Origin of the sequence: Paenibacillus sp. 32352 (assembly GCF_002042965.1) — a bacterium.
Lineage (GTDB): Bacteria > Bacillota > Bacilli > Paenibacillales > NBRC-103111 > Paenibacillus_S > Paenibacillus_S vulneris.
The window spans coordinates 33698-59736 of sequence record NZ_MZNT01000024.1; the positions used below are offsets into that span (position 1 = coordinate 33698).

Below are 26039 nucleotides of genomic sequence, written 5' to 3' on the forward strand. Positions count from 1 at the left end.
CAACCCTCCTTAAAGTTTTGTGGAACAAAACTGCATTGTAAGCATAAGCCTTATTAAGGCTGCCTCTGTAGAGCCTGACGGTCTCACGAACATTGCGTTATTCTACACCTAACTCCGCGCCTTCGAGATTAAGGTTCAGCTTATCGCTAGTTACCTCGTCTTCGTCGTCCATTTCCTTCATTTCGATTTCTTGCTCGTCTCCAGAGAGGATCTTAACGTCCATACCCAAGCTCTGAAGCTCTTTGATCAATACTTTAAAGGATTCCGGAACACCAGGCTCAGGAACGTTTTCACCTTTTACAATCGATTCATATGTTTTGACACGACCGACAACGTCATCGGATTTCACGGTCAAAATTTCTTGCAGTGTATAAGCGGCACCATAAGCTTCCAACGCCCAAACCTCCATCTCCCCGAAACGCTGTCCGCCGAATTGAGCTTTACCTCCCAATGGCTGCTGCGTAACAAGAGAGTAAGGACCAGTGGAACGGGCATGGATTTTGTCGTCAACCATGTGCGCCAGTTTAATCATGTACATGATCCCAACGGTAACTTCGCGTTCGAATTCTTCACCCGTACGACCATCATACAGTTTTGTTTTACCGCTGCGGTTCATACCTGCTTCTTCCATCGTATCGAATACGTCATATTCACGAGCACCGTCGAATACCGGTGTAGCTGTATGAATACCAAGCAAGTTGGCAGCCATACCCAAGTGAACCTCGAACGCCTGACCGATGTTCATCCGCGAAGGAACGCCCAGAGGGTTCAAGACGACTTGAACAGGAGTTCCGTCCGGCAAGAACGGCATGTCCTCTTCCGGCAGAATGCGCGCGATAACCCCTTTGTTACCGTGACGTCCGGCCATTTTATCGCCTTCGGAGATTTTCCGCTTTTGAGCGATATAGACACGAACCAGCTGATTTACGCCCGGAGGCAATTCATCGCCGTTCTCACGGGTAAATACTTTCACGTCAACGACGATACCGTCGGTTCCGTGCGGCACGCGAAGGGACGTATCACGAACTTCACGGGCTTTTTCACCGAAAATTGCATGCAGCAAGCGCTCTTCCGCCGTTAGTTCCGTAACCCCTTTAGGTGTTACTTTACCAACAAGAATATCACCTGCGCCGATTTCGGCACCGACACGAATAATACCGCGCTCATCCAGATTCTTCAGCGCATCCTCACCTACGTTTGGAATATCGCGCGTAATTTCCTCCGGTCCAAGCTTCGTATCTCTCGCTTCGGATTCGTATTCCTCAATATGAATGGATGTGTACACATCCTCTTTAACTAGCTTTTGGCTAAGCAAGATAGCATCCTCGTAGTTGTAGCCTTCCCAAGTCATGAACGCTACGACCACGTTGCGGCCCAATGCCAATTCGCCCATTTCCGTAGATGGTCCGTCAGCCAAAATATCTCCGACACGAACCTTCTCGCCTTTATGGCAAATCGGACGCTGGTTGATGCAAGTACCTTGGTTGGAACGCATAAACTTATGAAGCTTATGCTTGATCAAATCTCCGTTTACGAGCTTGCCATCTACCATCTGCTGACGGCGGACCCAAATCTCGTTAGCCGTTACACGCTCAACAACACCGTCTACTTTGGATACGATACATACGCCGGAATCCTTTGCCGCTTTATGCTCCATTCCCGTACCTACGAGAGGCGCTTTAGGGATAAGCAAAGGCACTGCTTGCCGCTGCATGTTCGAACCCATGAGGGCGCGGTTGGAGTCGTCGTTTTCCAGAAACGGAATCAGAGCCGTAGCGACAGACACAACCTGTTTCGGAGAAACGTCCATATAGTCAACGCGTGCTTTAGGCAGCGTCAAAATATCATCCTTGTAACGAACGATTACAGAATCATTCGCAAACAGACCTTCTTCGGTAAGCTCGGCATTCGCCTGGGCAACAACGTAGTTATCTTCCTCGTCCGCCGTCAAATAAGCGATTTGCTCCGTGACGACTCCCGTCTTCGGATCTACCCAACGGTATGGAGCTTCGATGAAGCCATACTCATTGATTCTCGCAAAAGTGGACAAGGAGTTGATCAACCCGATGTTTGGACCCTCTGGAGTCTCGATAGGACACATACGGCCATAGTGAGAGTGGTGAACGTCACGGACTTCAAAGCCAGCGCGCTCTCTCGTCAAACCGCCGGGACCCAATGCGGACAAACGACGCTTGTGCGTCAGCTCAGCCAACGGGTTCGTTTGGTCCATAAACTGAGACAGCTGGGAGCTTCCGAAAAACTCTTTAATCGAAGCGATAACCGGTCTGATGTTGATCAGAGCCTGCGGCGTAATCACGTTAGCGTCTTGAATGGACATACGCTCACGAACTACACGCTCCATACGGGACAAACCGATACGGAATTGGTTTTGCAGCAATTCGCCGACGGAACGCAAACGTCTGTTGCCCAGGTGGTCGATGTCATCGGTGCTGCCAATGCCATGCAGAAGATTGATGAAGTAGTTAATGGATGAAATGATATCTGCAGGCGTAATGTTTTTGACCGACTTATCGATCTTGCCGTTGGCAATGACTTTTACGATCTTGCCGTCTTCGATAGGAGAGTACACATTGATGCATTGGAAAGGAATACGCTCCATCTCCGTTACACCGTTAACTGCCGTATACTCTTTGAATCCAACGTTATTCTCCAGATAAGGGAGAATCTCGTCAAGAAGACGACGGTCCAGCAATTGACCTGCTTCTGCAATGATTTCACCGGTTTCGGAATCCACCAAGGTTTCAGCCAATCTCTGATTGAACAATCTATTCTTGATGTGAAGCTTTTTATTGATTTTATAGCGACCGACATTAGCCAAATCGTAGCGCTTCGGATCGAAGAAACGAGCTACCAGCAAGCTTCTCGCATTATCCAGCGTAGGCGGCTCGCCCGGACGCAGACGTTCATAGATTTCAATTAACGCTTTATCTGTAGAATCGGTATTATCCTTATCCAGCGTATTCCGGATATACTCATCGTCACCGAGCAGGTCCAAGATTTCCGCGTCCGTACCAAAGCCAAGAGCTCTCAGCAGAACAGTAACCGGAATCTTCCTAGTACGGTCAATACGAACATAAATGATATCTTTGGCATCCGTCTCTAACTCCAGCCATGCGCCGCGGTTAGGAATAACGGTAGCCGTATATGTTTTCTTGCCGTTTTTGTCCACTTTCGTGCTAAAATAGACGCTAGGAGAACGAACCAGCTGACTGACGATAACCCGTTCGGCACCATTGATAATAAAAGTCCCTGTTTCCGTCATCAAAGGGAAATCTCCCATAAATACTTCTTGTTCTTTGACTTCACCAGTTTCCTTATTGATCAAGCGCACTTTCACACGAAGCGGAGCTGCGTAAGTAACATCACGTTCTTTGGACTCGTCAACCGAATACTTAGGCTCTCCTAAGCTGTAATCGATAAACTCCAATACCAAATTCCCCGTAAAATCCTGTATCGGGGAAATATCCTGAAACATTTCACGCAATCCTTCTTCCAAAAACCACTCGTATGATTTTTGTTGGATTTCAATCAAGTTTGGAACGTCCAGAACTTCATGAATCCGAGCGTATGACCTGCGTTTGCGTCGACCTAATTGAACAAGATGACCCGCCAACTTTGATTCACCCCTCATGTCTACTCAATAGAACAAAATAAAAGCCTCTCCTGAAGCCTTCTCGAGTAAATACTGTTGAAGTGATACTTCTTTTGGAAGCTTCTAAATGCATCAACTTTCATGTTACCATAATTTTCTCCATACCTTGTAGGTTTTACCTAAAATTTAAACATTATACGTCGAATGCTTAAACTTTATTCACCCGGGTACGAAAAAATGTCTTGACATTTTAGCATACTAAAGACATATAACCCAATCTTAATGCTGACATTTTATAATAATACCACATACAAAATGTCAAGTCAACATAATTGTCATACAGCCCACTTATTTCACCGCTTTATAGATCCGATAGCCCTTATCCTTGTCCACTTCCGCTACTTTCGAAAATAGACTCTCCAGCTTGGCGAAGGCTGAAGGGGCTCCCTGCTTCTTTTGAATGACGACCCACAGTGCACCGCCAGGATTCAGAACCTCATAGGCCTGCTCAAAAATTTGATGTACCGTCTCTTTCCCCGCCCGAATAGGAGGGTTCGTCAGAACAACATCATATTTGCGGTCGAGCACTTCTGCCAGCTTATCGCTTTGCAAAATTTCCACATTGGTGATGTGGTTGCGCTGGGCGTTGGAACGAGCCAGTTCTACTGCTCTTTCGTTAATATCTACAAGAGTTACCTTCCCTCGAGGCACACACATCGCAGCGGCAAGCCCGATCGGTCCGTATCCGCAGCCCACGTCAAGCACCTGAGCATCTTCAGGCAGCTGCATTGCAGCTATTAACACCTTGGACCCATAATCGACCCCCTTTTTGGAAAAGACTCCGGCATCGGTACTAAAGGTAAACTTGCGTCCTCTCAGTGTCTCTTCCACTGTATGTACGTCATGTGCCGCAGTCGGCTTTTGTGAATAATAATGGTCGTTGATTTCCCTCACCTCCCTAGACGTTCTTATCTATCGTCCGTGCTGTGGCCACCCCGATGAAGATAGAGAAAACCCCCTGAAGTAACAAGCTCCAAGGGGTTTAATGGAAACAGAAACTATTTTACTTCTACAGATGCGCCAGCTTCTTCAAGTTTAGCTTTGATAGCATCAGCTTCTTCTTTGCCCACTTTTTCTTTGATTGGTTTTGGAGCGCCGTCAACCAAGTCTTTAGCTTCTTTCAAACCAAGACCAGTGATCTCACGAACAACTTTGATGACGTTGATTTTGGAAGCGCCAGCGTTAGCCAGAATTACATCGAATTCTGTTTGCTCAGCAGCTTCAGCAGCAGCGCCGCCGCCAGCTACAACAGCTACTGGAGCTGCAGCAGTTACGCCGAATTCTTCTTCGATTGCTTTAACAAGATCGTTCAATTCCAAAACTGTCATGCCTTTAATGGCTTCCAAGATTTGCTCTTTACTCATGGTATATATACCTCCAATAATTTATTGTTTTACGAGATTAAACTTGAAAGAAGCTTAAGCTTCTTGCGCGCCGCCGTCTTTTTCTGCCACAGCTTTAACCGCAAGGGCGAAGTTGCGAACAGGAGCTTGGAGCACGCTGAGCAACATGGACAGCAAGCCTTCTCTGGAAGGAAGCTCGGCCAGTGCCTTGATTTGGTTTACATCAACAACTTTACCTTCTACTACACCTGCTTTAACGTTCAGATGCTCGTATTTCTTTGCAAAAGCCGTCAAGATTTTTGCAGGAGCAACGATATCGTCTTTACTGAAAGCGATGGCTGTAGGACCTGTAAGGTACTCATTCAACTCGCTCAGTTCAGCACTCGCGGTAGCACGTCTAGCCAAAGTGTTTTTCAATACTTGGAATTCAATGCCTGCTTCGCGCAGCTGCTTACGAAGCTCAGTAACTTGAGCCACGTTCAAACCGCGGTAGTCAGCAACGATCGTGCAAGAGCTGCCTTTCAGCTTCTCGGTTACTTCCGCAACCTGCTGAGATTTTTGCTCAAGAATTTTCGCGTTTGCCATTTTTGCACCTCCTAAAGTTTTCGTGAGAAAACGGTCTCCGTCATCAAAAAGTAAGTTTTCAAAGAAGAAAACGGACTCGTCAGTTACCGTATCAACTTAACTCGTAAACATTCCGCTAGTTACCGTTCCATACGTTCTATCGGTCATGTCTGCGAAGGGTTCCACTTAAAGCAAAAATGCCTTCGCAGACAATGCGAAGGCATGATGATTCACGTTTCTTTGTGTTGAAGCAAAGAAAACCGATTCTATATCATAACACCTCGGCAGGAAATTAAGCTGTTCACCAGCACCTGCTGTCTACGGTAAGTCATATTCGATTATCAACTTAGATAGGTTAGCATGTGCGACTTAAAAAGTCAACTGCCAAGCTTATCCTTATCTAAAGGTTTGTACGTTTACACGCGCGCTAGGTCCCATAGTCGAGGAAACAGCGATGTTTTTCAGGTATACACCTTTAGCAGCCGCAGGCTTCGCTCTGTTCAAAGCATCAACCAATGCACGGAAGTTGTCAGCCAGCTTCTCAGCATCGAAGGATACTTTACCGATAGGAGCATGGATTTGACCAGCTTTATCCAAGCGGTATTCGATTTTACCAGCCTTGATCTCCTGAACCGCTTTAGCTACGTCAAACGTAACTGTACCGGCTTTAGGGTTAGGCATCAAACCTTTACCACCCAAGATACGTCCCAGCTTACCCACTTCACTCATCATGTCAGGGGTCGCTACGCACACATCAAAGTCGAACCAACCTTGTTGGATCTTGTTAATCATGTCTTGATCGCCAACGAAGTCAGCGCCAGCAGCTTCCGCTTCTTTTGCTTTTTCGCCTTTAGCAAATACAAGAACACGTTTCGTTTTACCAGTACCGTGCGGCAATACAACTACGCCACGAACAGCTTGGTCTTGTTTACGCGGGTCTACACCCAAACGTACTGCTACTTCAACGGTTTCGTCAAACTTAGCAGTTGCCGCTTTTTTTACAAGCTCAATAGCTTCCAACGGTTCGAAAACCGCATCAGCATCAATAAGCTTAGCAGCTTCTAAATACTTTTTACCGTGTTTAGGCACTTTGTTTGTCCTCCTCTGTGGTATTAGCGGAATATCCTCCCACTGATAGTGCAATCGTTACATGAGATAAATCATGTCGATTGTCACTGATAGTGCAACCATTACATAGGCGAAGCCATGTTGGTTGTCACTCGTTGTGCAACCATTACATAGCCAAAGCTATGTCAGCTGTCACTCGTTTTTCCTGGAAACAGGAATTAGTCCTCGATAACAACACCCATACTGCGAGCAGTACCTTCGACCATGCGCATTGCAGCCTCAACGGATGCAGCGTTAAGATCGGGCATTTTTTGTTCAGCGATTTCACGGACAGTTGCACGTTTTACTGTAGCAACTTTCTTTTTGTTAGGCTCGCCGGAACCTTTTTCGATTTTTGCAGCAACACGCAGCAATACAGCAGCCGGTGGAGTTTTGCAAATAAACGTAAAGGAACGGTCCTCGAATACTGTGATTTCAACCGGAATGATCAAACCAGCTTGGTCTGCAGTACGAGCGTTGAACTCTTTACAAAAAGCCATGATGTTAACACCTGCTTGACCCAAAGCCGGACCGATTGGCGGAGCCGGATTCGCTTTACCAGCAGGAACTTGAAGCTTAACAATCTTGATAACCTTTTTTGCCATTGTGTGACACCCCCTTGTACGTAGTGTGGCGGACCTCTACGACCTAGAGCTTTTCTACCTGGTGGTAATCAAGCTCCACAGGCGTTTCCCGCCCGAACATGTTTACATGTACCTTCAGCTTTGCCTTGTCGATAAGAATTTCTTCTACAGACCCGACAAAATTCGCAAAAGGTCCCACTTTCACACGAACGGTTTCTTTCAGTTCGAAGTCAATCTTCGGCTTCGGCTCTTCGATGCCCATATGCTTGAGAATAGCATCCACTTCATCAGGAAGCAGTGCCGTAGGCTTCGAACCCGATCCTGTCGAACCGACAAAACCGGTTACTCCCGGCGTATTACGCACAACATACCACGAGTCATCGGTTTGAATCATTTCGACCAAAACATAACCCGGGTACACCTTACGCATAACCGTCTTCTTCTTGCCGTCTTTATTCACAAGCTCTTCTTCCATCGGAACCAGAACACGAAAGATCTTGTCCTTCATATCCATTGATTCAACGCGCTTCTCCAAGTTTGCCTTGACCTTATTCTCATACCCGGAATAGGTATGTACGACGTACCATCTTTTTTCCATTTCCATATTAGCCACCTATGCTCCCGTTTTATTAAAAACAAGACGAAGCAGCTCAGAAATGCCCAAATCAAGTACGTAGAAGTAAATGGTCGTGAAGACAACCGTAAACAGAACGACAAGCGTGTAGCTGGTCAATTCCTTACGACTTGGCCACTTCACCTTTTTCAATTCGGACCAGCTGTCCACAAAAAAAGAAAACGTGTTGCCGAATCCTTGCCTCATTCTAGCCAAAAAGGACACAACTACACCTCCAAGAAACTACCTAGTTTCGCGATGAGCGGTATGTTCATTGCAAAACTTGCAAAACTTCTTCAACTCCATGCGGTCTGGATGGTTGCGCTTATTTTTATTGGACGTATAGTTTCTTTGCTTGCAGTTCGTGCACGCTAACGTGATAATAACCCGCATGATGTACACCTCCTACGGACCAGCCTCAATTTTTTAAACCTTAAAGGTTCAGCAAAAAAACGCCTTACAGTTTTAAGGCTACCTATGTACTTTAGCACAGCGCCATTTAGGTGTCAAGGGAAACCTATTACTACTATACCGCTCCATTCGCCTTCGCCTATAAGTACCAGTATGGACCAAGGGACGATTCTGTAAACCTGTATCGAAAAGGAATGCTATCATTACCGGGCCAGAGCTTTCTGGATAAAAAAAAATAAAGCACCCTGCCTATGCCACGGGGTGCCTTCTATGCGTCTCTAACTTCCAAATATCGTTCCAACTTTCTCTTAACGCGCTGCAAAGCATTATCAATCGACTTCACATGACGGTCCAAATCTACCGCTATTTCCTGATAGGAACGGCCATCCAAATAAAGCATCAGCACTCTGCGTTCAAGATCGCTCAGAATCTCTCCCATCTTGTCTTCCAGACCGCTGAACTCTTCTTGATTGATGATCAATTCTTCCGGATCCGTCACGCGGGTACCGCAGATCACATCAAGCAAGGTTCGGTCAGAGTCTTCATCATAAATGGGCTTGTCCAGCGATACGTAAGAATTAAGAGGAATATGCTTCTGGCGTGTAGCGGTCTTAATAGCCGTGATGATCTGCCGGGTGATACATAACTCCGCAAAAGCCTTAAAGGAGGCGAGTTTATCCCCTCGAAAGTCCCGGATCGATTTATATAAACCTATCATACCTTCCTGTACGATATCTTCCCTGTCCGCTCCTATCAAAAAATAAGAGCGCGCTTTGGCTCGAACGAAGTTCTTGTACTTGTTAATCAAGTACTCCAATGCGTCGCTGTCTCCGTCGCGAACCGCATCGACAATGTCTTCATCTGCCTTGAGGTCATATTCGTACATTCTCAGTTCTTTGAGGTCGACACTCACGGACAATCCCTCCGGCCTGGCAAGACTACGATTCCTTATTTCCCATGAAAGCTAGGATAAGTATACATTATGTAATCTAACATCGTCAACCAAATTCCATAGACCCAAAGACCGGAAATAGCCGATTATGACTGGCCTCTCCGCCATTTTTCGAACAGAGCCTTCATGTCGCCCTTCAAATTACTGTCAAATGTGTTTCTTTTTCCAGTAGGTTCATGCTGTATCTTGTGCTGAATTTCCCGTTTGGACTGCTTAACCTTGTTGAGAAGCTCTCCGGCCGGCACACGAAATGCTCCCTTGCCAAAGATCACGTGCTGCTCGGTCATATCGGAGGTCGCCACATAAATTTGCTTGCGGCGCCCGATATGTTCGGTTACGAGCCGCTCGATGAGCTCGTCCGCCGTCTCTTTTTCCTTGGTATAAAACACAGACAGCTTGCTTTGCAAATATTTACCTCCGAGGCCCGGCACGAAGTAAGCGTCAAACACAAGCAGCACCCTGGTTCCCGAAAAAGACTGGTATTCCGCCAACAGCTCGATAAGCCGGTCGCGCGCTTCCTCCAGGCTGATATCCTTTAGCTTTTGCAGCTCCGGCCAGGCACCGATAATGTTATATCCATCTACAATGAGGATTTCCTGGATCATGTTTCCAGCCGTCTATTTCGCGGTTAAACGTTGGCGTACAACCTCGTACATAAAGACGGACGCCGCCACCGACGCATTCAGCGAATTGATGTGCCCGAACATCGGAAGCTTCAGCAGGAAGTCGCATTTTTCCTTGATGAGTCTGCCCATGCCTTTATTCTCGTTTCCTATGACCAGAGCGAGAGGCATGTTCAGGTTAGTTTGGTACAGCGGCTGCTGCGCGGCGACGTCGGTACCGGCCACCCAGATGCCCCGCTCCTTGAGCTGCTCTATCGTCTGGGCCAGATTCGTTACCCTAGCCACCCGCACGTATTCTACTGCACCGGCCGAGGTTTTGGATACCGTGGCAGTCAGGCCTACGGATCTGCGTTTCGGTATAATCACGCCATGCACTCCGGTACAGTCGGCTGTACGTAGAATCGAGCCCAGATTGTGGGGGTCCTCGATCTCATCGAGAATCAGGATGAAAGGCTCCTCGCTGCGGCTTTGGGCGTATGCCAGAATATCCTCCACTTCCACATAATCATAGGCGGCCACTTGTGCTACGACACCCTGATGCTGCACATCATTGACCATTTGGTCCAGCTTGCGCTTATCGGCAGTCTGGACGATGACCCCGTTTTGCTTCGCTTCCGCAATAATAGGCTGGGTCAGCTGTTTTTGCGCATTTTCGGCAATCCATATCTTGTTGATGGTTCTTCCGGAGCGAAGCGCCTCCAGCACAGAATGCTTGCCAGCGATAAATTCCTCCATACGTTGTCTCTCCTTCTTTTGACGATCGGCTTTTGCCCTGCTATACTTTGCCCTCATCGCGTTCCAGGGACAGCATGAGCAAATAATGCAGTCTTTGCAATCGTTTCGTGTAATACAAGTATCCGATCAAGCATTCAAAAGCGGTACTGTGGCGATATTCCAGAATGTCCGCGTTTTTGGCAGACGTTCCGGATTTGGCATTGCGGCCCCGCTTCACAACATCCGTTTCCTCTTCGGTAAGCAAAGGCAGCCATACCTGCAAAGCCTTGGCTTGCGCCCGTGCCGACACATATTGGGTAGCCTGCTTATGCAGGTGGTTAGGCCGATGATTCGCTTTTGAGATGACATACTGCCGAATGAACATTTCATAGACCGCATCGCCAATATAAGCAAGCACGAGAGGGTTTAATTGTTGCGGGTCTTTGGCCGGCGGAAAACAGAACAGATCGGAATCAAAAGGGATAGGATCTTTCATCATTTTCTCCGCCAACGGATACCCTGTGCCGTATCTTCCAACAGGATGCCGCGCTCGGTCAGCAAATTGCGAATCTCGTCCGCACGCGCCCAGTTTTTGGACTTTCTGGCCTCGGTACGTTCCACGATCAGCTGCTCAATCTCCTCATCCAGCAGCTCTTCTTCCGCTTTGGATAGTATGCCCAGGATGCTATCCATCTTTTCAAAATGCTCCAGCAGCAGGTTGAGCGTTCCCTGTGTGACGTTCTCCAGTTGAACGTAAGGATTCGCAATATTGACCAGCTCGAACACGGAAGTGATCGCATCCGGAGTGTTGAAATCGTCGTTCATTTTGGCCGTGAATTGATTCAAAACCTCTGCAACGGATCGAGCCACCTCTTCAGACGCCACTCCTTCTGCCGCGCTGGCAAGTCGATGCTTAATGTTGGCGATGCAATTGTCGATACGCGCCAATCCGTTCTTGGCCTGCTCTATCGTCTCATCGCTGAAGTTAAGCGGATTGCGGTAATGCGCGGACAGCATGAAATACCGGATGACCTGCGGGCTGATCGTCTTCAGCAGCTGATTCACATTCACGCCGTTGCCGAGTGACTTGGACATTTTTTCATTATTGATGTTAATGTATCCGTTGTGCATCCAGTAATTGGCCATCGTATGGCCGGTAAAGCACTCCGATTGAGCGATCTCGCACTCATGATGCGGGAATTGGAGATCCTGGCCCCCGCCGTGAATATCAATTGTATTCCCCAGATACTTATGCACCATCGTGGAGCATTCAATATGCCAGCCCGGTCTTCCTTCACCCCATGGGCTTGACCAGGAAATTTCACCCGGCTTCGCCGCCTTCCACAAGACGAAGTCCTGCGGATTTTCCTTGCGATCGTCCACCTCAACACGAATGCCGAACTGAAGCTCCTCCAGGTTTTGGTGAGACAGCTTACCGTATTCATCGAATTTCGTCGTACGGAAATAGACGTCTCCGCCATTCTCATAAGCATAGCCCTTTTCAACCAGCCCGTCGATAAAAGCGATGATTTCATCGATGTTTTCCGTTACACGCGGATTCAAGGTCGCTTTCCGGACGCCCAGCCCTTCCGTATCCTCGTAAAACTTCTGGATGAACATATCCGCTACTTCCGGAACGGTGAGCTCCATTTGAGCCGCTCGCTTGATCAGCTTATCATCCACATCGGTAAAATTTACAACGTAGGTAACGTCATAGCCGATAAACTCAAGGTAACGTCTAACCACATCGAAGAAAATGACAGGACGGGCATTGCCGATGTGGATATAGTCGTAAACCGTCGGGCCGCACACATACATTTTGATCTTTCCCGGCTCTAGCGGCTGGAACGTCTCCTTCGCTCGAGTCAGCGTATTATAAATTTTTAGCGCCATGATTCGTTAACGCCTCCATTCTGGTTCTTTAATTCTTGAACTTGCTGCTTCAGATCATCGATTTGCTCTTGCATTTGACGGAACATATCAACGACCGGGTCAGGCAGATTATTATGGTCCAATCTTCCGACACGAACGCCATCCCGCTTCACAATCCGCCCCGGATTGCCTACCACCGTACAATTCGGAGGAACCTCCCGAAGTACAACCGCATTGGAGCCTACGTTGGAGTTGTCACCGACCGTGAAGGAACCAAGCACCTTGGCGCCGGAGCCGATGACAACATTATTGCCGATCGTCGGATGGCGTTTCCCTTTCTCCTTCCCTGTTCCCCCGAGCGTGACGCCTTGGTACAAAACGACATCATCGCCGATTTCGCAGGTTTCCCCAATGATCACACCCATCCCGTGGTCTATGAAAAACCGACGGCCGATGACAGCTCCCGGATGAATCTCAATCCCTGTCATGAAGCGGCTGAACTGGGAGATGATTCTTGCTGTCGTAAACCATTTTCTCTTATAAAGAAAATGGGCCACACGATGCGCCCAGAGCGCATGCAGACCGGAATAGGTAAAAGCTACTTCAAACCAGCTGCGGGCAGCAGGGTCGTTCTCAAAAATCGTTTCGATATCTTCTTTCATCGACTTGAACATGATGACTCACCTTTCTCCTCATCAAGCTAGATGCAAGCAACCCCATGAAATGAAAAAAGCCCCTACAGCCTGTAAAAGGCTGCAGAGGCGTAAAAATTGCGCGGTTCCACTCTGCTTCGGACCCATTTCTCGTCCATCTCGGCGTTCGTAACGTGAACGTGACGGCATGACTACCCTGTTTTCCCATGGGGAAAAAGCTCGTCAGTGCGGCTCCCAGGTGCAATTCGGATTAACGGGAATGGATAACTTCCAGCACAAGCCCCGCTTTTACGCGGCAAGCCCGGTCACCCTCTCTGCAAATCCCTGCTCAATCGTACTCTCCTGTTCAACGCCATCATCAATTATTAATGTTACTTAGTATAACGAAAAACCGTAAGGTTTACAATAACTTCTTCAGTCGGGCAATGACCTTATCCTTGCCGAGCAAGTACAAGGACATGTTCAAATCCGGCCCGTGAACTTGACCCGTCAGAGCGACGCGGATCGTCATGAACAGCTGTTTCCCCTTATAGCCGGTTTCCTTCTGCACTGCTTTAAGCAATCCGGGAATGTTCTCCACCGCGAAGGACTCTGCTTCCTCTACTTGCTTCAGGAAGCTTCCCAGTACGACAGGAACGTATTCCTCCGCCAGAACAGCCTTCGCCTCCTCGTCCTCCACGGTTACATCCTCTTGGAAAAAGAGGTCGGAGAGCTTCACGATTTCGGCGGCATACTGCATTCTATCCTGGTTAAGCCCGATAAGGCGGCTCACCCATTCTTGCTGCTCGGCCGTAAGCTCCTGCGGAACGCGTCCCGCTTTTTGCAGATGCGGAAGCGCCAGCTCTACTACGCGTGAAGGCTCCGCTTTCTTCAAATAATGATTGTTCATCCAGTTCAGCTTGTCCATATCAAAGACAGCCGGGCTCTTGGAGAGACGATCCAGATCGAACTGAGCGATCAGCTCCTCCTTGGTGAAGATTTCTTCTTCCCCCTTCGGCGACCAGCCAAGCAGCGTGATAAAGTTCAATACCGCTTCAGGCAAGTAACCCAGCTCCTTATATTGCTCAATGAACTGGATGATAGATTCGTCACGCTTGCTCATTTTTTTGCGGTCCTGATTCAAGATCAGCGCCAAGTGGGCGAAATCAGGAACAGGAAGATCCAGAGCCTCATACATCATAATTTGTCTCGGCGTATTGGACAAATGCTCCTCGCCGCGAATAACGAGAGTGATGCTCATCAAATGATCGTCTAGAATAACCGCGAAGTTGTACGTCGGAATGCCGTCCGGTCGCACGATGATGAAGTCACCGATGCCGTTGGATTCAAACTCGACATGGTCGCGGATAAGATCCTCGAACGCAATGATCTTGTCTTCCGGCACGCGGAAACGGATGGAAGGCTTGCGTCCTTCCGCTTTAAATTGCTCTACCTGCTCCGGAGTCAAGTGACGGCATTTGCCGGAATAACGAGGCATCTCGCCTCGAGCCTCCTGTTCCGCCCGCTCCTGCTCGAGATCCTCTTCGGAACAATAGCAGTGGTACGCATGACCGTTTTGCAGCATTTTCTCGACAAACGGACGATAAAGGTCCAGACGCTCGGTTTGACGGTAAGGGCCGTAAGGACCGCCTACGTCCACGCTTTCGTCCCAGTCGAGGCCAAGCCACTTCAACCCGTTCAGCTGGCTGTCGATCCCCGATTCCAGGTGACGGGTTTGGTCCGTATCCTCAAACCGGATGATGAACTGCCCGTTCTTCTTACGGGCGATCAAATAGTTGAATAAAGCCGTACGCGCGCCACCGATATGAAGATGGCCCGTCGGGCTTGGTGCATATCTTACGCGAAATTGTTCTGACATTGCTGATGCTCCTCTCCTATCTGCAAAAACCGTTAAACCCTATAGGTAGTAGTTATGATAGCACACCTTGAATCAAACAAACAACCGATTGTGCGGCGATTCCTTCTCCCCGTCCGGTAAAGCCGAGCTGCTCCGTCGTCGTCGCTTTGACATTCACTTGAGAAGGATCTGCCTCGAGCGCTTCCGCAATTCTTTGAACCATAGCCGGAATGTGCGGAGCCATCTTAGGCTTCTGGGCAATGATCGTCGAGTCGATATTTCCGAGCTTATATCCCGCTTCCTTCGCCAGCTTCCATACGTCCAGCAGCAGCTTGTAGCTGTCTGCATCCTTGTATTCCGCCGCTGTATCCGGAAAATGCTTGCCGATATCGCCCTGCCCGAGAGCGCCGAGTATGGCGTCGCTGATGGCATGCAGCAGCACGTCGGCGTCAGAGTGGCCCAGCAATCCTTTTTCATACGGGATCTCTACGCCCCCGATAATGCATTTTCGCCCTTCTACTAATTGATGCACGTCAAATCCTTGTCCCACTCGAATCATGATTTGTCCTCTCCCCTGACATTTTGTATGATCCACGACGCCCATGGAAGATCCTCGGGAGTCGTTATTTTAATATTATAATAATCCGCTTCCACAACCTGCACCGGCGTGCCGATCCTCTCTACCAGCATAGCGTCGTCCGTCCCTGTAAACTGGTCCTTCTCAGCCCGTTCATAGGCCTCAAGCAATAAGGAAAAACGAAAAGCTTGTGGGGTCTGAATCGCCCACAAGCTGCGCCGGTCCGGGGTGGACTGGATCGTTCCCTCCGGATCGACTACTTTAATGGTATCTTTAACTGGAACGGCCAGCACGGCGGCCTCGGTCTCCTTGGCTTTACGCCAGCACGCCATGATGTGCTCCTCTGCAGCAAAAGGGCGTACCCCGTCATGGACCATAACCCATTCCACGCTTCCTTTAAGCGCCTGCAGCCCCCGGTACACCGAATCCTGCCGTTCCTTGCCGCCGACAATGATATGACGTACTTTATGAAGCCCGTACTGTTCCACGTAAGCCTTGCAGCGTTCCACATCGTTTGCCCCTGTGACCAATACGATCGTATCGACATGGGCAATTCGTTGGAACAGCGCCAGCGTATGTACCAGGATCGGTTTACCGTCCAATTCCAAATATTGCTTGCTTTCCTCGGTCCGCATCCGCGAGCCTTTCCCTGCCGCTACGATTACGACTCCCAGCTGATTCATAGCCTTCACCTACTACTTATCTTTACAATGCACTCTTCCTATCATATACGTTTTAGAGCGCTTTTTCCAATAGTTTCGGTTTGGCAAAAATCATTCTTCCCGCAGATGTCTGCAGCACGCTCGTAACAAGAACATCCAGCGTCGTTCCGATGAAATCACGGCCTCCCTCAACCACGATCATCGTTCCGTCATCCAAATAAGCAACGCCCTGCCCGTGCTCCTTGCCGTCCTTAATGACCTGAACCAGGATTTCTTCACCCGGCAGCACGACCGGCTTGACGGCATTAGCCAAATCATTAATATTCAGTACGGAGACTCCTTGCAGCTCGCATACTTTATTCAAATTGAAATCGTTCGTGATCACTTTGCCCTGCAGCACTTTAGCCAGCTTCACCAGCTTGCTGTCCACCTCGGAGATTTCTTCAAAATCCCCTTCATAGATCAGCACCTTCACTTCGAGCTCCTTTTGAATTTTATTCAAAATATCGAGCCCCCGTCGCCCTCTGTTCCGCTTAAGCAAGTCCGATGAATCCGCAATATGCTGCAGCTCTTCCAGCACAAACTCGGGAATGACCAGTGTCCCTTCAATGAATCCCGTCTTACAAATATCCGCAATACGTCCGTCGATAATCACGCTGGTATCGAGAATCTTATGCTCCTCGAAGCCCTTTCCTTCATTGGAGCCTCGTTCTTTGCCTGAACTGCTTTTGGTGAGCAGCACGATAAGCTCTTCTCTCTTCACATAGCCAAGACGAAAGCCAATAATCCCGAACATTACCGTGAAAATGACTTGAAGGAGCGGCGAGAATAGTCCTGCTTGCTCGAATGGGGTCAATAGCATCACACTCATCAAGAATCCAAGGACCATCCCTAATGTTCCTGCGACTATGTCCGCAATAGGCATTGCCGATACTTTCTCTTCGCTAGCTTGCATCATTTGCAGCCCATAATTCACTGTCCAGGAACTAACCAAATAAAAAAGCGCTACTCCGGCAAACATCATCCAGTAAGCTTCTCCGCTTACCTGCTCCAAACCGAATACCGTTTCTATGATTTTAAAAAATGGTTGTCCGACGGTATCACTCCACTCATATCCCAACACGCCCCCGATAACTGCAAATAAACATTGCAACCATCTTTTCATCATAGAATCACCTCCAAAACGTTGAAATTAAAAATACCTCGTTACAATTATGAACCAAAAGTTTCCTGCCTAATCGTTCCAGCTCAAGAAAAAAATAAAAAAAGCATTTACTTTCCCTTCTCAAGGAAAATAAATGCTTTTCATTTTCGCTGTTCTTACATAGATCTGGTTTCGGAATTGGCCTCGTCTCTGGAGTTGTTCTTTCTTCTCCGTTTCGGCAGGAGGCGTTCAACGTTTTTTTTTAAGCCGTACAGTGCATATAACAGCAGCGGTACAAAGATCATTTTGGATAAGGTGCCCGGAAATTTATAAGCTACGAATACGGCGATAGCGACGACTATCGGTGTAATCCAGATGGCTTTTTTCGGAATACCGACTTTTTTGAAGTTAGGATATTTCACAGTACTAACCATTAAGTACGATAACAACAGGGTGCTCAACACCAAAATAATCGTGTTCAGTTCGGTATGGAACAACGCCAGCGTACAAAGAACGCCTCCGGCTGCCGGAATCGGAAGACCGATAAAATACCCCGGAACACCGGCTACCACATTAAACCGAGCCAAGCGAAGCGCGCCGCAAATCGGGAAGATCGCTGTTACGATCCAGGCAGCCGCAGCAGGCATGTCGGTAAAAGCGACTACATACATAATAAAAGCCGGAGCAACACCGAACGAAATGACATCCGACAAAGAGTCCAGCTCTTTACCGAATTCGCTCTGGGCATTCAGCGCTCTTGCTACGCGACCGTCCAAGCCGTCACACAGCATGGCAATAATGACCATAATCGCCGCCCACTCCGCTTCCTTGTTAAAAGCAAGAATGATTGATATAAATCCTAAAAACAAGTTCCCTAATGTAAAAAGATTGGGAATAGATTTAGTTAGCATTATTTGTCCACCTCTGGTTATACTGTACCCTAATATAACTTATTATATTAGGCTACTTTCTGATTGTATGCAAGTTAAATATGTCTGTCAATGAGTACTTGATCTTGAATTCGTTTCAGACCCTCTTTGATCGCACGTGCCCTGACTTCCCCAATACCGTCGACTTCATCCAGTTCGTCGATGGTAGCCATCATCAAATGAGGCAGCTGGCCGAACTTCTCCACCAAATTTTGGATGATCACCGACGGGAGACGCGGAATCTTGTTCAGCACACGGTAACCCCTAGGCGATACCGTATCCTCAGCGCTGATGCTGGCATGAGGGTAGCCCAGAATCCGGGCGATATGAGAATGATCCAGCATTTCATCCGTAGCAAGTCGTCTTAGGCTGTGGTGGACATCTTTAACCTTATCCTCATTCAATTCTCTGACGTAGTCTTTGATCAAAAGAAGCGCCTCATGCTCCGTCGCACCGACAAGCTCTTCCAGCTGCATACTAATAAGACGGCCTTCGGTTCCCAACTCATTAATGTACCGCTTAATCTCGGATTTGATGCGCAGCACCATCTCTATGCGCTGCACCACATTCGTTACATCATGCAGCGTAACCAGCTCTTCAAATTCGGATGCGCCCAAATTGGTCAGAGCTTGGTCAAGCACCGACTTGTATTTCTCCAGCGTCTGAATCGCCTGGTTCGCCTTGGTCAGGATGACTCCCATGTCTTTCAGCGCATACCGCAAATTCCCCTGATACAGCGTAATTACATTTCGTCTCTGGGAGATGGACACCACGAGCTTGGAGGTTTGTTTGGCCACGCGCTCTGCCGTTCTGTGTCTAATCCCCGTTTCGGAAGAGGTTATGGAGGAATTCGGTATCAGCTGTGTATTGGCGTACAGAATACGCTTCAAATCTTCGCTTAGAATGATCGCACCGTCCATTTTCGCAAGCTCGTACAAATAGTTCGGCGAGAAGTCACAGTTAATAGAGAAGCCTCCATCCACGATTTCCATCACTTCCGGACTGTAACCGACGACGATCAACGCGCCTGTCTTTGCCCGGAGCACGTTCTCGAGCCCTTCCCGGAAAGCGGTCCCTGGCGCTACCATCTGCAGAAGTTGGCTCATATCTCTTTTGGTTTCTTCCTTGCTCATGTTGTCCCTCCTAAGGGTTTTCCGTAGGAAAACCTACTTCGTAAGCTCTATTGGACTTTCCGAAGGGAAAGTCAGATTTCTATGAATGCTGTAATAGCTCCGGTCTCCAGGTGGCAGCTATCGGCCGCTGTTGTTATCAGGAAATTCATATTATATATCCCGACAGCGGACGCTCACGTTTCCCCGGGGTCCCCCGTATCACTTTACGCTTTCCGTATGGATCGGTTTCCAAAATGCTACTTTATCCCAATGCAGCCTTTAACGCCTCGGCTACCGTATTGACGCCTATGACTTCTATCCCGGTTGGAGGAGTCCAGCCCTTCAGGCTTTTTTCCGGAACGATGACCCGCTTAAATCCAAGCTTCTCGGCTTCCTTCACCCGCTGATCGACCCGCGATACGCCTCTTACTTCACCTGTCAGCCCCACCTCGCCGAATACCACATCGAACGGCTGGGTAGGCTGTTCCCTTAAGCTGGAGGCTATGCTGACCGCTATAGCGAGATCGACAGCCGGTTCATCGAGCTTTACCCCTCCGGCCACGTTAACGTAAGCATCCTGATTTTGCAAAAACATGCCCATCCGCTTCTCAAGTACGGCTATGATTAATGCCAGCCGATTGTGGTCGATCCCGGTTGACATTCTCCGCGGGGAAGGAAAATTAGTCGAAGAGACCAGCGCCTGCAGCTCAACGAGCACCGGCCGGGTTCCCTCCATACTGGCTACAACAGTAGAGCCGGATACTCCGAGCGGCCTCTCGGACAAAAACAGCTCCGAAGGGTTGTTGACTTCAACTAGTCCGCTCTCCTGCATTTCGAAAATGCCGATTTCATTCGTTGAACCGAAGCGGTTTTTCACCGCGCGGAGCAAACGATAGGAATGGTGCCGCTCCCCTTCAAAATAAAGCACGCAGTCCACCATATGCTCCAGCATTCTCGGGCCTGCGATGGCCCCCTCTTTGGTCACATGCCCGACAAGAACGGTCGCAATGCCTTTGATCTTGGCAATTCGCATGAAATGACCCGTGCATTCCCTTACCTGCGAAACGCTTCCCGGGGCCGAGCCGATAGCAGGATGATATACCGTCTGTATCGAGTCGATAACGACAAAATCAGGCTGCACCTCTTCAATCGCGGCTTCAATTAATTCCAGATTCGTTTCGCACAATACGAACAATTGTTCGGACGCTGCGTTTAGCCGATCTGCCCTCAGCTTGGTCTGCCTAACCGATTCTTCACCCGATACGTACAGCACCTTTTGATTACTAAGGGTCAAATCATGCGAGGTTTGCAGCAGCAGCGTAGATTTGCCTATCCCCGGGTCTCCGCCGACAAGCAGCAGCGACCCCGGCACCAGGCCTCCGCCAAGAACCCGATTCAATTCTTTGTTCCGTGTTACGATACGCTGTTCTTCGCTGCTCTTAATATTTATGATCGAAACAGGCTTTTCTTTCGACTTCAGTAAGGAAGAAGAGATGCCTTGCGTTTTGGTGACGGTTTCCACTTCTTCCACAAATGTATTCCATGCTTGACAGCCGGGGCATTTCCCCAGCCATTTCGGCGATTCATAGCCGCACTCCTGGCAGCAAAATTTCGTTTTTTGTTTGGCCATTGATTATTCTCCTAGCTGATGTTCCATCCGTTGCCTATCGCATCTTATCAAAGTTTACCATTTTGTGGGGGTAAAGAAAACCCTTATCCCCCATAAAACGCAAAAACATCCTGCACCCGAGTCAGGGTACAGGATGTATAACGTAAAAGCTTATTAAGATGTTGCAACGCCTTGATTGCGAGTCACGGTCAATTCCCCGTCCTGCTCGTCGATCGTCAACGTATCACCCTTGGAAATATGTCCGCGAAGCAATTCTTCAGACAGCCGATCCTCGATATGCTTCTGAATGGCTCTGCGCAGCGGTCTTGCTCCGTAAGTCGGATCAAAGCCTTCTTTAGCCAAGAATGCCTTGGCGTTATCCGTCAAGACAAAGTCCACTTCCTGCTCTTTCAGGCGCTTGCGAAGATCCTCGGCCATCAGGGTTACGATTTCGGCGATGTGTTTTTCCTCCAGGGAGTGGAACACGATGATTTCGTCAATCCGGTTCAAGAACTCCGGACGGAAGCTCTTTTTCAGCTCGCCCATCACTTTGTCTTTCATATTGTTGTAATCCTTGCCGGCATCGTGCATTGCTGTAAAGCCAAGTGAAGAATTTTTCTTGATGGTGTCGGCCCCGACGTTAGAGGTCATAATGATCAGCGTATTGCGGAAGTCCACTGTGCGGCCTTTGGAATCGGTCAGACGTCCGTCCTCGAGCACCTGCAGCAGGATGTTGAATACTTCCGGATGCGCTTTTTCAATTTCGTCCAGCAGAACGACGGAGTACGGCTTGCGGCGAACCTTTTCGGTTAACTGGCCGCCTTCTTCGTAGCCTACATATCCCGGAGGAGCCCCTACGAGACGGGAGGTCGAATGCTTCTCCATATACTCGGACATATCGATCCGAATCACGGCATTCTCGTCACCGAACAACGATTCGGCCAAAGCGCGTGCCAGCTCAGTTTTACCAACCCCTGTAGGTCCCAGGAAGATGAAGGAGCCCATCGGGCGCTTAGGATCTTTCAATCCGGCTCTAGCGCGGCGAATAGCCCGGCTGACGGCTTTAACGGCTTCCTCTTGCCCGATCACGCGATCGTGCAGGATGGATTCCATTTTCAGCAGACGCTGGGTTTCTTCTTCCGCCAGCTTCACTACCGGAATGCCGGTCCAGCTTGCCACAACCTGAGCAATATCATCAGGTGTAACTTCGGAATCGGTACGTCCCTGTTTTTCTTTCCATTCGTTTTTGGTCGAATCCAGCTCTTCACGCAGCTTTTGCTCTGTATCCCGCAGGGAAGCCGCTTTTTCGAACTCTTGGCTTTGAACCGCCGCGTCCTTCTCCTTGCGGATATCCTCGAGCTTGCTTTCCAGCTTTTTCAGATCTGGCGGTACCGTGTAAGAGCGAAGCCTTACTTTGGAGCTCGCCTCGTCGATCAGGTCGATCGCTTTATCCGGCAGGAATCGATCTGTGATGTAACGGTCGGATAGTTTTACTGCTTGTTCGATCGCTTCATCGGTAATTTTCACACGGTGATGCGCTTCATAACGATCACGCAGTCCGTGCAAGATTTGAATCGCTTCTTCCGGAGATGGCTGATCCACCGTAATCGGTTGGAAACGTCTCTCCAGCGCCGCGTCTTTCTCGATATACTTACGGTACTCATCCAATGTCGTAGCACCGATACATTGCAGCTCGCCTCTAGCCAGCGCCGGCTTCAGAATGTTGGAAGCATCGATTGCGCCCTCGGCTCCGCCTGCACCAATCAATGTATGAAGCTCGTCGATGAACAAGATGATGTTACCCGCTTGGCGAATCTCATCCATAATTTTTTTCAGACGGTCCTCGAATTCGCCGCGGTACTTCGTACCGGCAACGACCGAGCCCATATCCAGGGTCATAACCCGTTTATCTCTTAACGTTTCAGGAATTTCGTTATTAATAATTTTTTGCGCAAGCCCTTCGGCAATCGCCGTCTTACCAACCCCCGGCTCCCCGATCAGGACCGGATTGTTCTTGGTTCTGCGGCTAAGCACTTGAATCACGCGCTCGATTTCTTTACTGCGTCCAATCACAGGGTCCAGATTGCCTTCTTTGGCATAGGCCGTCAAATCTCTAGCCAATCCGTCCAGCGTAGGTGTATTCGCGTTAGCGGTGTTACCATGGTTCGTAGACACCACTTCGCTGCTGCCTAGCAGCTGAAGAACTTGCTGGCGAGCCTTATTCAGGCTAACCCCGAGATTATTCAGAACGCGGGCTGCGACGCCTTCTCCTTCACGGATGAGTCCCAACAGAATATGTTCGGTTCCTACATAGGTGTGACCCAGCTTGCGGGCTTCATCCATCGACAGTTCAATCACTTTTTTCGCGCGCGGCGTATAAGCGATATTCGTCGGCTGTTCTTGCCCTCTGCCGATTAATGCCTCAACCTCGTCTTGAATCTTCTCAAGTCCTAACCCCAAAGCGATAAGCGCCTTGGCTGCGATACCATCGCCTTCACGAATCAGCCCCAGCAAAATATGCTCGGTGCCGATATTATTATGACCTAAACGAACGGCCTCTTCTTGTGCCAAAGACAACACCTTTTGCGCTCGTTCCGTAAATCTGCCAAACATCATGTGTAACACCTCCATGAAAGAATAAATTGATCGAAAGCACGCCGGAAGAGTGCGTTAATTAGCATGAAGCTTTCTCTTGCGAAAATTTCTCGCGTATCAACTGCGCTCTTCTTATGTCTCTTTCTTCAGGAGTAAGCTTTTCTCCTGCATATTGCTGTAAAAAACCCGGCTGGGTCATGACCAAAAGCTCATTCATGACTTGCGTGGGGACATTCTTGATGATTCCCAAATCAATGCCCAATCGAACGTCAGAGAGGCGCTGAGCGGCTTCCTTGGAATCCATAATAGCCGCATAGGACATAATCCCGTAGGAGCGGCTGATACGGTCCAGAAGCTTCGCCTTCGTTTCATACTGGAGCTTCTCTCTGGCAGCCCGTTCGTGCTCGATAAGCTGTCTTACAACTCCGTGCAGGTTGTCTATGATCTCCTGCTCGGATTGCCCTAGCGTAATTTGGTTCGAAATTTGGAACAGGTTGCCCAGCGCCTCGCTGCCTTCGCCATACAAACCGCGAACCGCAAGCCCCACCTGTGTTATCGCCGATAAAATGCGGTTAATCTGCTGGGTCAGAACCAGTGCTGGCAAGTGAATCATGACGGAGGCCCGAATACCCGTCCCCACATTTGTCGGACAGCTGGTCAAAAAGCCTCTTTTCTCATCAAATGCGTAGTCCAGCTGTACCTCAAAAATATCGTCAATCTGGTTCGCCATATCCCAGGCCTCTTTGATTTGAAAACCCGGGCACAAGCATTGTATTCGCAAATGGTCCTCTTCATTCACCATAATGCTGATCGATTCGTTGTCGCTCAGGATGACGGCTCCGTTACGGGATTCGTCGGCCAGAGCCGGGCTGATCAGATGCTTCTCAACCAGCACCCGCTTTTCCAGCTCGTTCAATTCATCCAGCGGGACCAGAGAAAAATGACTGATGGTATGAAGATCTTCATTGCTTAGAACTTTCGATACTTGATCCAGCACTTCCTTGGACTGCTGGTTTGTAGCCAGCATAGGGAAAGGGTAAGACTGCAAATTTCTTGCAATGCGGATTCTGCTGCTAATGACAATGTCCGAATCCGGTCCGTCACCTTTCATCCAATCGCTTAGAGCCTGCTCTGTAAATCGTTTTGCTGTCATAAGTACACCTCCCTACTCAAAAAGGAATTCAGCCTTCGGCTACCTTTTTTTCCAGATCGCGTATGACGTCACGCAGATGAGCCGCTTCTTCGAACTCTTCTTTCTCAATTTTCACCAGCAGCTCTTTCTTTAAGGTTTCGATTTCTCTCTTATGCTTAATTAACCCACCGGAACGTTTTGGAACCTTTCCCGTGTGGTGAATATTTCCATGTACTCGTTTAAACAAAGGATCAAGCTTTTCTCCAAAATACTTATAGCAGGAGCTGCATCCAAACCGTCCCAGCTTGCTGAATTGCGAGTAAGTCAATCCGCATTGCTCACATCGGCTTGGAGGCGCCTTGGCCGCCATAGAGTTATGGGAGGACGGTTCAAAATCAAGAAGTCCCGATAAAAGATTATGAATGGAAAAGCCGTTCGGCGTTCCTGGAATCAGCTCCCCCTTTTCACGGGCACATGATTCACAAATATGGAACTCGGTCTTTTCACCATTCAAGATTTTGGTGAAATGCAATGTAGCTTGTTTTTTACCACATTCCTGACAAAGCATACAAGTCCCTCCTTATTTGCTCAACAAGGATATCAGCATAGCCTTTAACATTTTTGCCCGGATCTCATCGCGCAGCGGCAACTTCAAAACCAGCACTTCCCTCGCTATCGCGGCTCTCATAATCGCTGCTTCCCTAGGGGAGAGATAGCCGTTCTCCTCTAGCTGATACAGTAAGCCTTCCGAAGCGGTTTGATCGATGTGGGTTCCGATGGTTTTGAAAATGTGGTCGTGCACCGGCCCATGGGTCTTGAGCTCGATTTTCTGGATGCGGATATAGCCTCCGCCACCGCGTTTACTTTCGACGATGTATCCTTTTTCCAAAGTAAACCGTGTACTGATAACGTAGTTGATTTGGGAAGGGACACAGTCGAATTGATCCGCCAGCTCGTTGCGCTGAATTTCCACAATCCCGTCAGTGCTCTGCTGGATGATCTGTTTCAAATAGTGTTCAATGACTTCAGAGACATTACGCATCAATTCATCCTCCTTCCCAGAAGTAAATTGACTTTGACTTTCTTTGACTTTAATATCATTATAGCAGTTTTCTGAAAATTTGCAACTATGGAGCTCACTCAATTTATTGTTGACTCTTCATTTTTTTTTATGCCCTGCGGCAAGGTCGTTTCATGCAAAAGATGCTGTAAATGCAAAAAAGCCTTCCCGAATTATACGGAAAGACTTTTGGATTTGCTTGGCGACGTTCTACTCTCCCAGGACCCTTCGGTCCAAGTACCATCGACGCTGGAAGGCTTAACGTTCGTGTTC

The 26039-nt window shown here is 48.6% G+C and carries 26 protein-coding genes, 1 rRNA gene and 1 other annotated feature; all 27 genes read right to left on the reverse strand.

Features of this window, described 5'->3' with window-relative positions; genetic code table 11:
- Positions 1-97 precede the first annotated feature (97 nt).
- Entirely contained in the window at positions 98-3634 is a 3537-nt protein-coding gene (rpoB, locus tag B1728_RS34740) for a DNA-directed RNA polymerase subunit beta (RefSeq protein WP_079914991.1), read from the reverse strand.
- A gap of 327 nt (positions 3635-3961) precedes the next feature.
- On the reverse strand, positions 3962-4558 hold the full coding sequence (locus tag B1728_RS34745) for a class I SAM-dependent methyltransferase (protein ID WP_079915015.1): 597 nt from the start codon (positions 4556-4558) through the stop codon (positions 3962-3964).
- A 113-nt stretch (positions 4559-4671) separates the two neighbouring features.
- Complete coding sequence (rplL, locus tag B1728_RS34750; protein WP_079914992.1) at positions 4672-5037, reverse strand: 50S ribosomal protein L7/L12; 366 nt, start codon at positions 5035-5037, stop codon at positions 4672-4674.
- A gap of 54 nt (positions 5038-5091) precedes the next feature.
- Positions 5092-5601, reverse strand: a complete 510-nt coding sequence (gene rplJ, locus B1728_RS34755) for a 50S ribosomal protein L10 (protein WP_079914993.1) — start codon at positions 5599-5601, stop codon at positions 5092-5094.
- A 162-nt stretch (positions 5602-5763) separates the two neighbouring features.
- Positions 5764-5922: a sequence feature (ribosomal protein L10 leader region), on the reverse strand.
- Between the two features lie 54 nt (positions 5923-5976).
- Positions 5977-6669, reverse strand: a complete 693-nt coding sequence (rplA, locus tag B1728_RS34760; RefSeq protein ID WP_079914994.1) for a 50S ribosomal protein L1 — start codon at positions 6667-6669, stop codon at positions 5977-5979.
- 197 nt (positions 6670-6866) lie between these two features.
- The gene (rplK, locus tag B1728_RS34765) at positions 6867-7292 is read right to left on the reverse strand and encodes a 50S ribosomal protein L11 (protein ID WP_079914995.1); all 426 of its coding nucleotides are present in this window, start codon (positions 7290-7292) and stop codon (positions 6867-6869) included.
- 43 nt (positions 7293-7335) lie between these two features.
- Entirely contained in the window at positions 7336-7869 is a 534-nt protein-coding gene (nusG, locus tag B1728_RS34770; RefSeq protein ID WP_079915016.1) for a transcription termination/antitermination protein NusG, read from the reverse strand.
- A gap of 15 nt (positions 7870-7884) precedes the next feature.
- Entirely contained in the window at positions 7885-8109 is a 225-nt protein-coding gene (secE, locus tag B1728_RS34775; protein ID WP_079914996.1) for a preprotein translocase subunit SecE, read from the reverse strand.
- Between the two features lie 18 nt (positions 8110-8127).
- Positions 8128-8277 carry a 50S ribosomal protein L33 gene (gene rpmG / locus B1728_RS34780; protein ID WP_079914997.1) on the reverse strand — a complete coding sequence of 50 codons (150 nt, stop codon included), beginning with the start codon at positions 8275-8277 and terminating at the stop codon, positions 8128-8130.
- Positions 8278-8563: 286 nt separating this feature from the next.
- Entirely contained in the window at positions 8564-9208 is a 645-nt protein-coding gene (gene sigH / locus B1728_RS34785; protein WP_028552032.1) for an RNA polymerase sporulation sigma factor SigH, read from the reverse strand.
- A gap of 125 nt (positions 9209-9333) precedes the next feature.
- Positions 9334-9852 (reverse strand): NYN domain-containing protein, encoded by a 519-nt coding sequence (locus tag B1728_RS34790; RefSeq protein ID WP_079914998.1) that lies wholly within the window; start codon positions 9850-9852, stop codon positions 9334-9336.
- 12 nt (positions 9853-9864) lie between these two features.
- Positions 9865-10605 carry a 23S rRNA (guanosine(2251)-2'-O)-methyltransferase RlmB gene (gene rlmB / locus B1728_RS34795; protein ID WP_079914999.1) on the reverse strand — a complete coding sequence of 247 codons (741 nt, stop codon included), beginning with the start codon at positions 10603-10605 and terminating at the stop codon, positions 9865-9867.
- 40 nt (positions 10606-10645) lie between these two features.
- Positions 10646-11083 carry a Mini-ribonuclease 3 gene (locus B1728_RS34800; RefSeq protein ID WP_079915000.1) on the reverse strand — a complete coding sequence of 146 codons (438 nt, stop codon included), beginning with the start codon at positions 11081-11083 and terminating at the stop codon, positions 10646-10648.
- Positions 11080-12477: a cysteine--tRNA ligase gene (gene cysS, locus B1728_RS34805; protein ID WP_079915001.1), complete on the reverse strand. Its 1398-nt coding sequence runs from the start codon at positions 12475-12477 to the stop codon at positions 11080-11082. The genes B1728_RS34800 and cysS overlap by 4 nt, the downstream gene beginning before the upstream one ends.
- Positions 12468-13130, reverse strand: a complete 663-nt coding sequence (gene cysE, locus B1728_RS34810) for a serine O-acetyltransferase (RefSeq protein WP_079915002.1) — start codon at positions 13128-13130, stop codon at positions 12468-12470. The genes cysS and cysE overlap by 10 nt, the downstream gene beginning before the upstream one ends.
- 379 nt (positions 13131-13509) lie before the next feature.
- Positions 13510-14967, reverse strand: a complete 1458-nt coding sequence (gene gltX, locus B1728_RS34815; RefSeq protein WP_079915003.1) for a glutamate--tRNA ligase — start codon at positions 14965-14967, stop codon at positions 13510-13512.
- Positions 14968-15019: 52 nt separating this feature from the next.
- Positions 15020-15505 carry a 2-C-methyl-D-erythritol 2,4-cyclodiphosphate synthase gene (gene ispF, locus B1728_RS34820; RefSeq protein WP_079915004.1) on the reverse strand — a complete coding sequence of 162 codons (486 nt, stop codon included), beginning with the start codon at positions 15503-15505 and terminating at the stop codon, positions 15020-15022.
- Entirely contained in the window at positions 15502-16206 is a 705-nt protein-coding gene (gene ispD, locus B1728_RS34825) for a 2-C-methyl-D-erythritol 4-phosphate cytidylyltransferase (RefSeq protein WP_079915005.1), read from the reverse strand. The genes ispF and ispD overlap by 4 nt, the downstream gene beginning before the upstream one ends.
- A 52-nt stretch (positions 16207-16258) precedes the next feature.
- Positions 16259-17353 carry a PIN/TRAM domain-containing protein gene (locus B1728_RS34830; protein ID WP_079915006.1) on the reverse strand — a complete coding sequence of 365 codons (1095 nt, stop codon included), beginning with the start codon at positions 17351-17353 and terminating at the stop codon, positions 16259-16261.
- 152 nt (positions 17354-17505) lie between these two features.
- On the reverse strand, positions 17506-18240 hold the full coding sequence (gene pssA / locus B1728_RS34835; RefSeq protein ID WP_079915007.1) for a CDP-diacylglycerol--serine O-phosphatidyltransferase: 735 nt from the start codon (positions 18238-18240) through the stop codon (positions 17506-17508).
- A 74-nt stretch (positions 18241-18314) separates the two neighbouring features.
- Complete coding sequence (gene disA, locus B1728_RS34840) at positions 18315-19391, reverse strand: DNA integrity scanning diadenylate cyclase DisA (protein ID WP_079915008.1); 1077 nt, start codon at positions 19389-19391, stop codon at positions 18315-18317.
- Positions 19392-19632: 241 nt separating this feature from the next.
- Entirely contained in the window at positions 19633-21000 is a 1368-nt protein-coding gene (radA, locus tag B1728_RS34845; protein WP_079915009.1) for a DNA repair protein RadA, read from the reverse strand.
- Between the two features lie 153 nt (positions 21001-21153).
- Positions 21154-23595 (reverse strand): ATP-dependent protease ATP-binding subunit ClpC, encoded by a 2442-nt coding sequence (gene clpC / locus B1728_RS34850; protein ID WP_079915010.1) that lies wholly within the window; start codon positions 23593-23595, stop codon positions 21154-21156.
- Between the two features lie 58 nt (positions 23596-23653).
- Positions 23654-24727, reverse strand: a complete 1074-nt coding sequence (mcsB, locus tag B1728_RS34855; RefSeq protein ID WP_079915011.1) for a protein-arginine kinase McsB — start codon at positions 24725-24727, stop codon at positions 23654-23656.
- A gap of 28 nt (positions 24728-24755) precedes the next feature.
- The gene (gene mcsA, locus B1728_RS34860; RefSeq protein ID WP_079915012.1) at positions 24756-25274 is read right to left on the reverse strand and encodes a protein-arginine kinase activator protein McsA; all 519 of its coding nucleotides are present in this window, start codon (positions 25272-25274) and stop codon (positions 24756-24758) included.
- Between the two features lie 12 nt (positions 25275-25286).
- Positions 25287-25748 carry a CtsR family transcriptional regulator gene (locus B1728_RS34865; protein ID WP_079915013.1) on the reverse strand — a complete coding sequence of 154 codons (462 nt, stop codon included), beginning with the start codon at positions 25746-25748 and terminating at the stop codon, positions 25287-25289.
- A 215-nt stretch (positions 25749-25963) separates the two neighbouring features.
- Positions 25964-26039: ribosomal RNA gene (gene rrf / locus B1728_RS37515) — 5S ribosomal RNA — on the reverse strand; the annotation flags it as partial.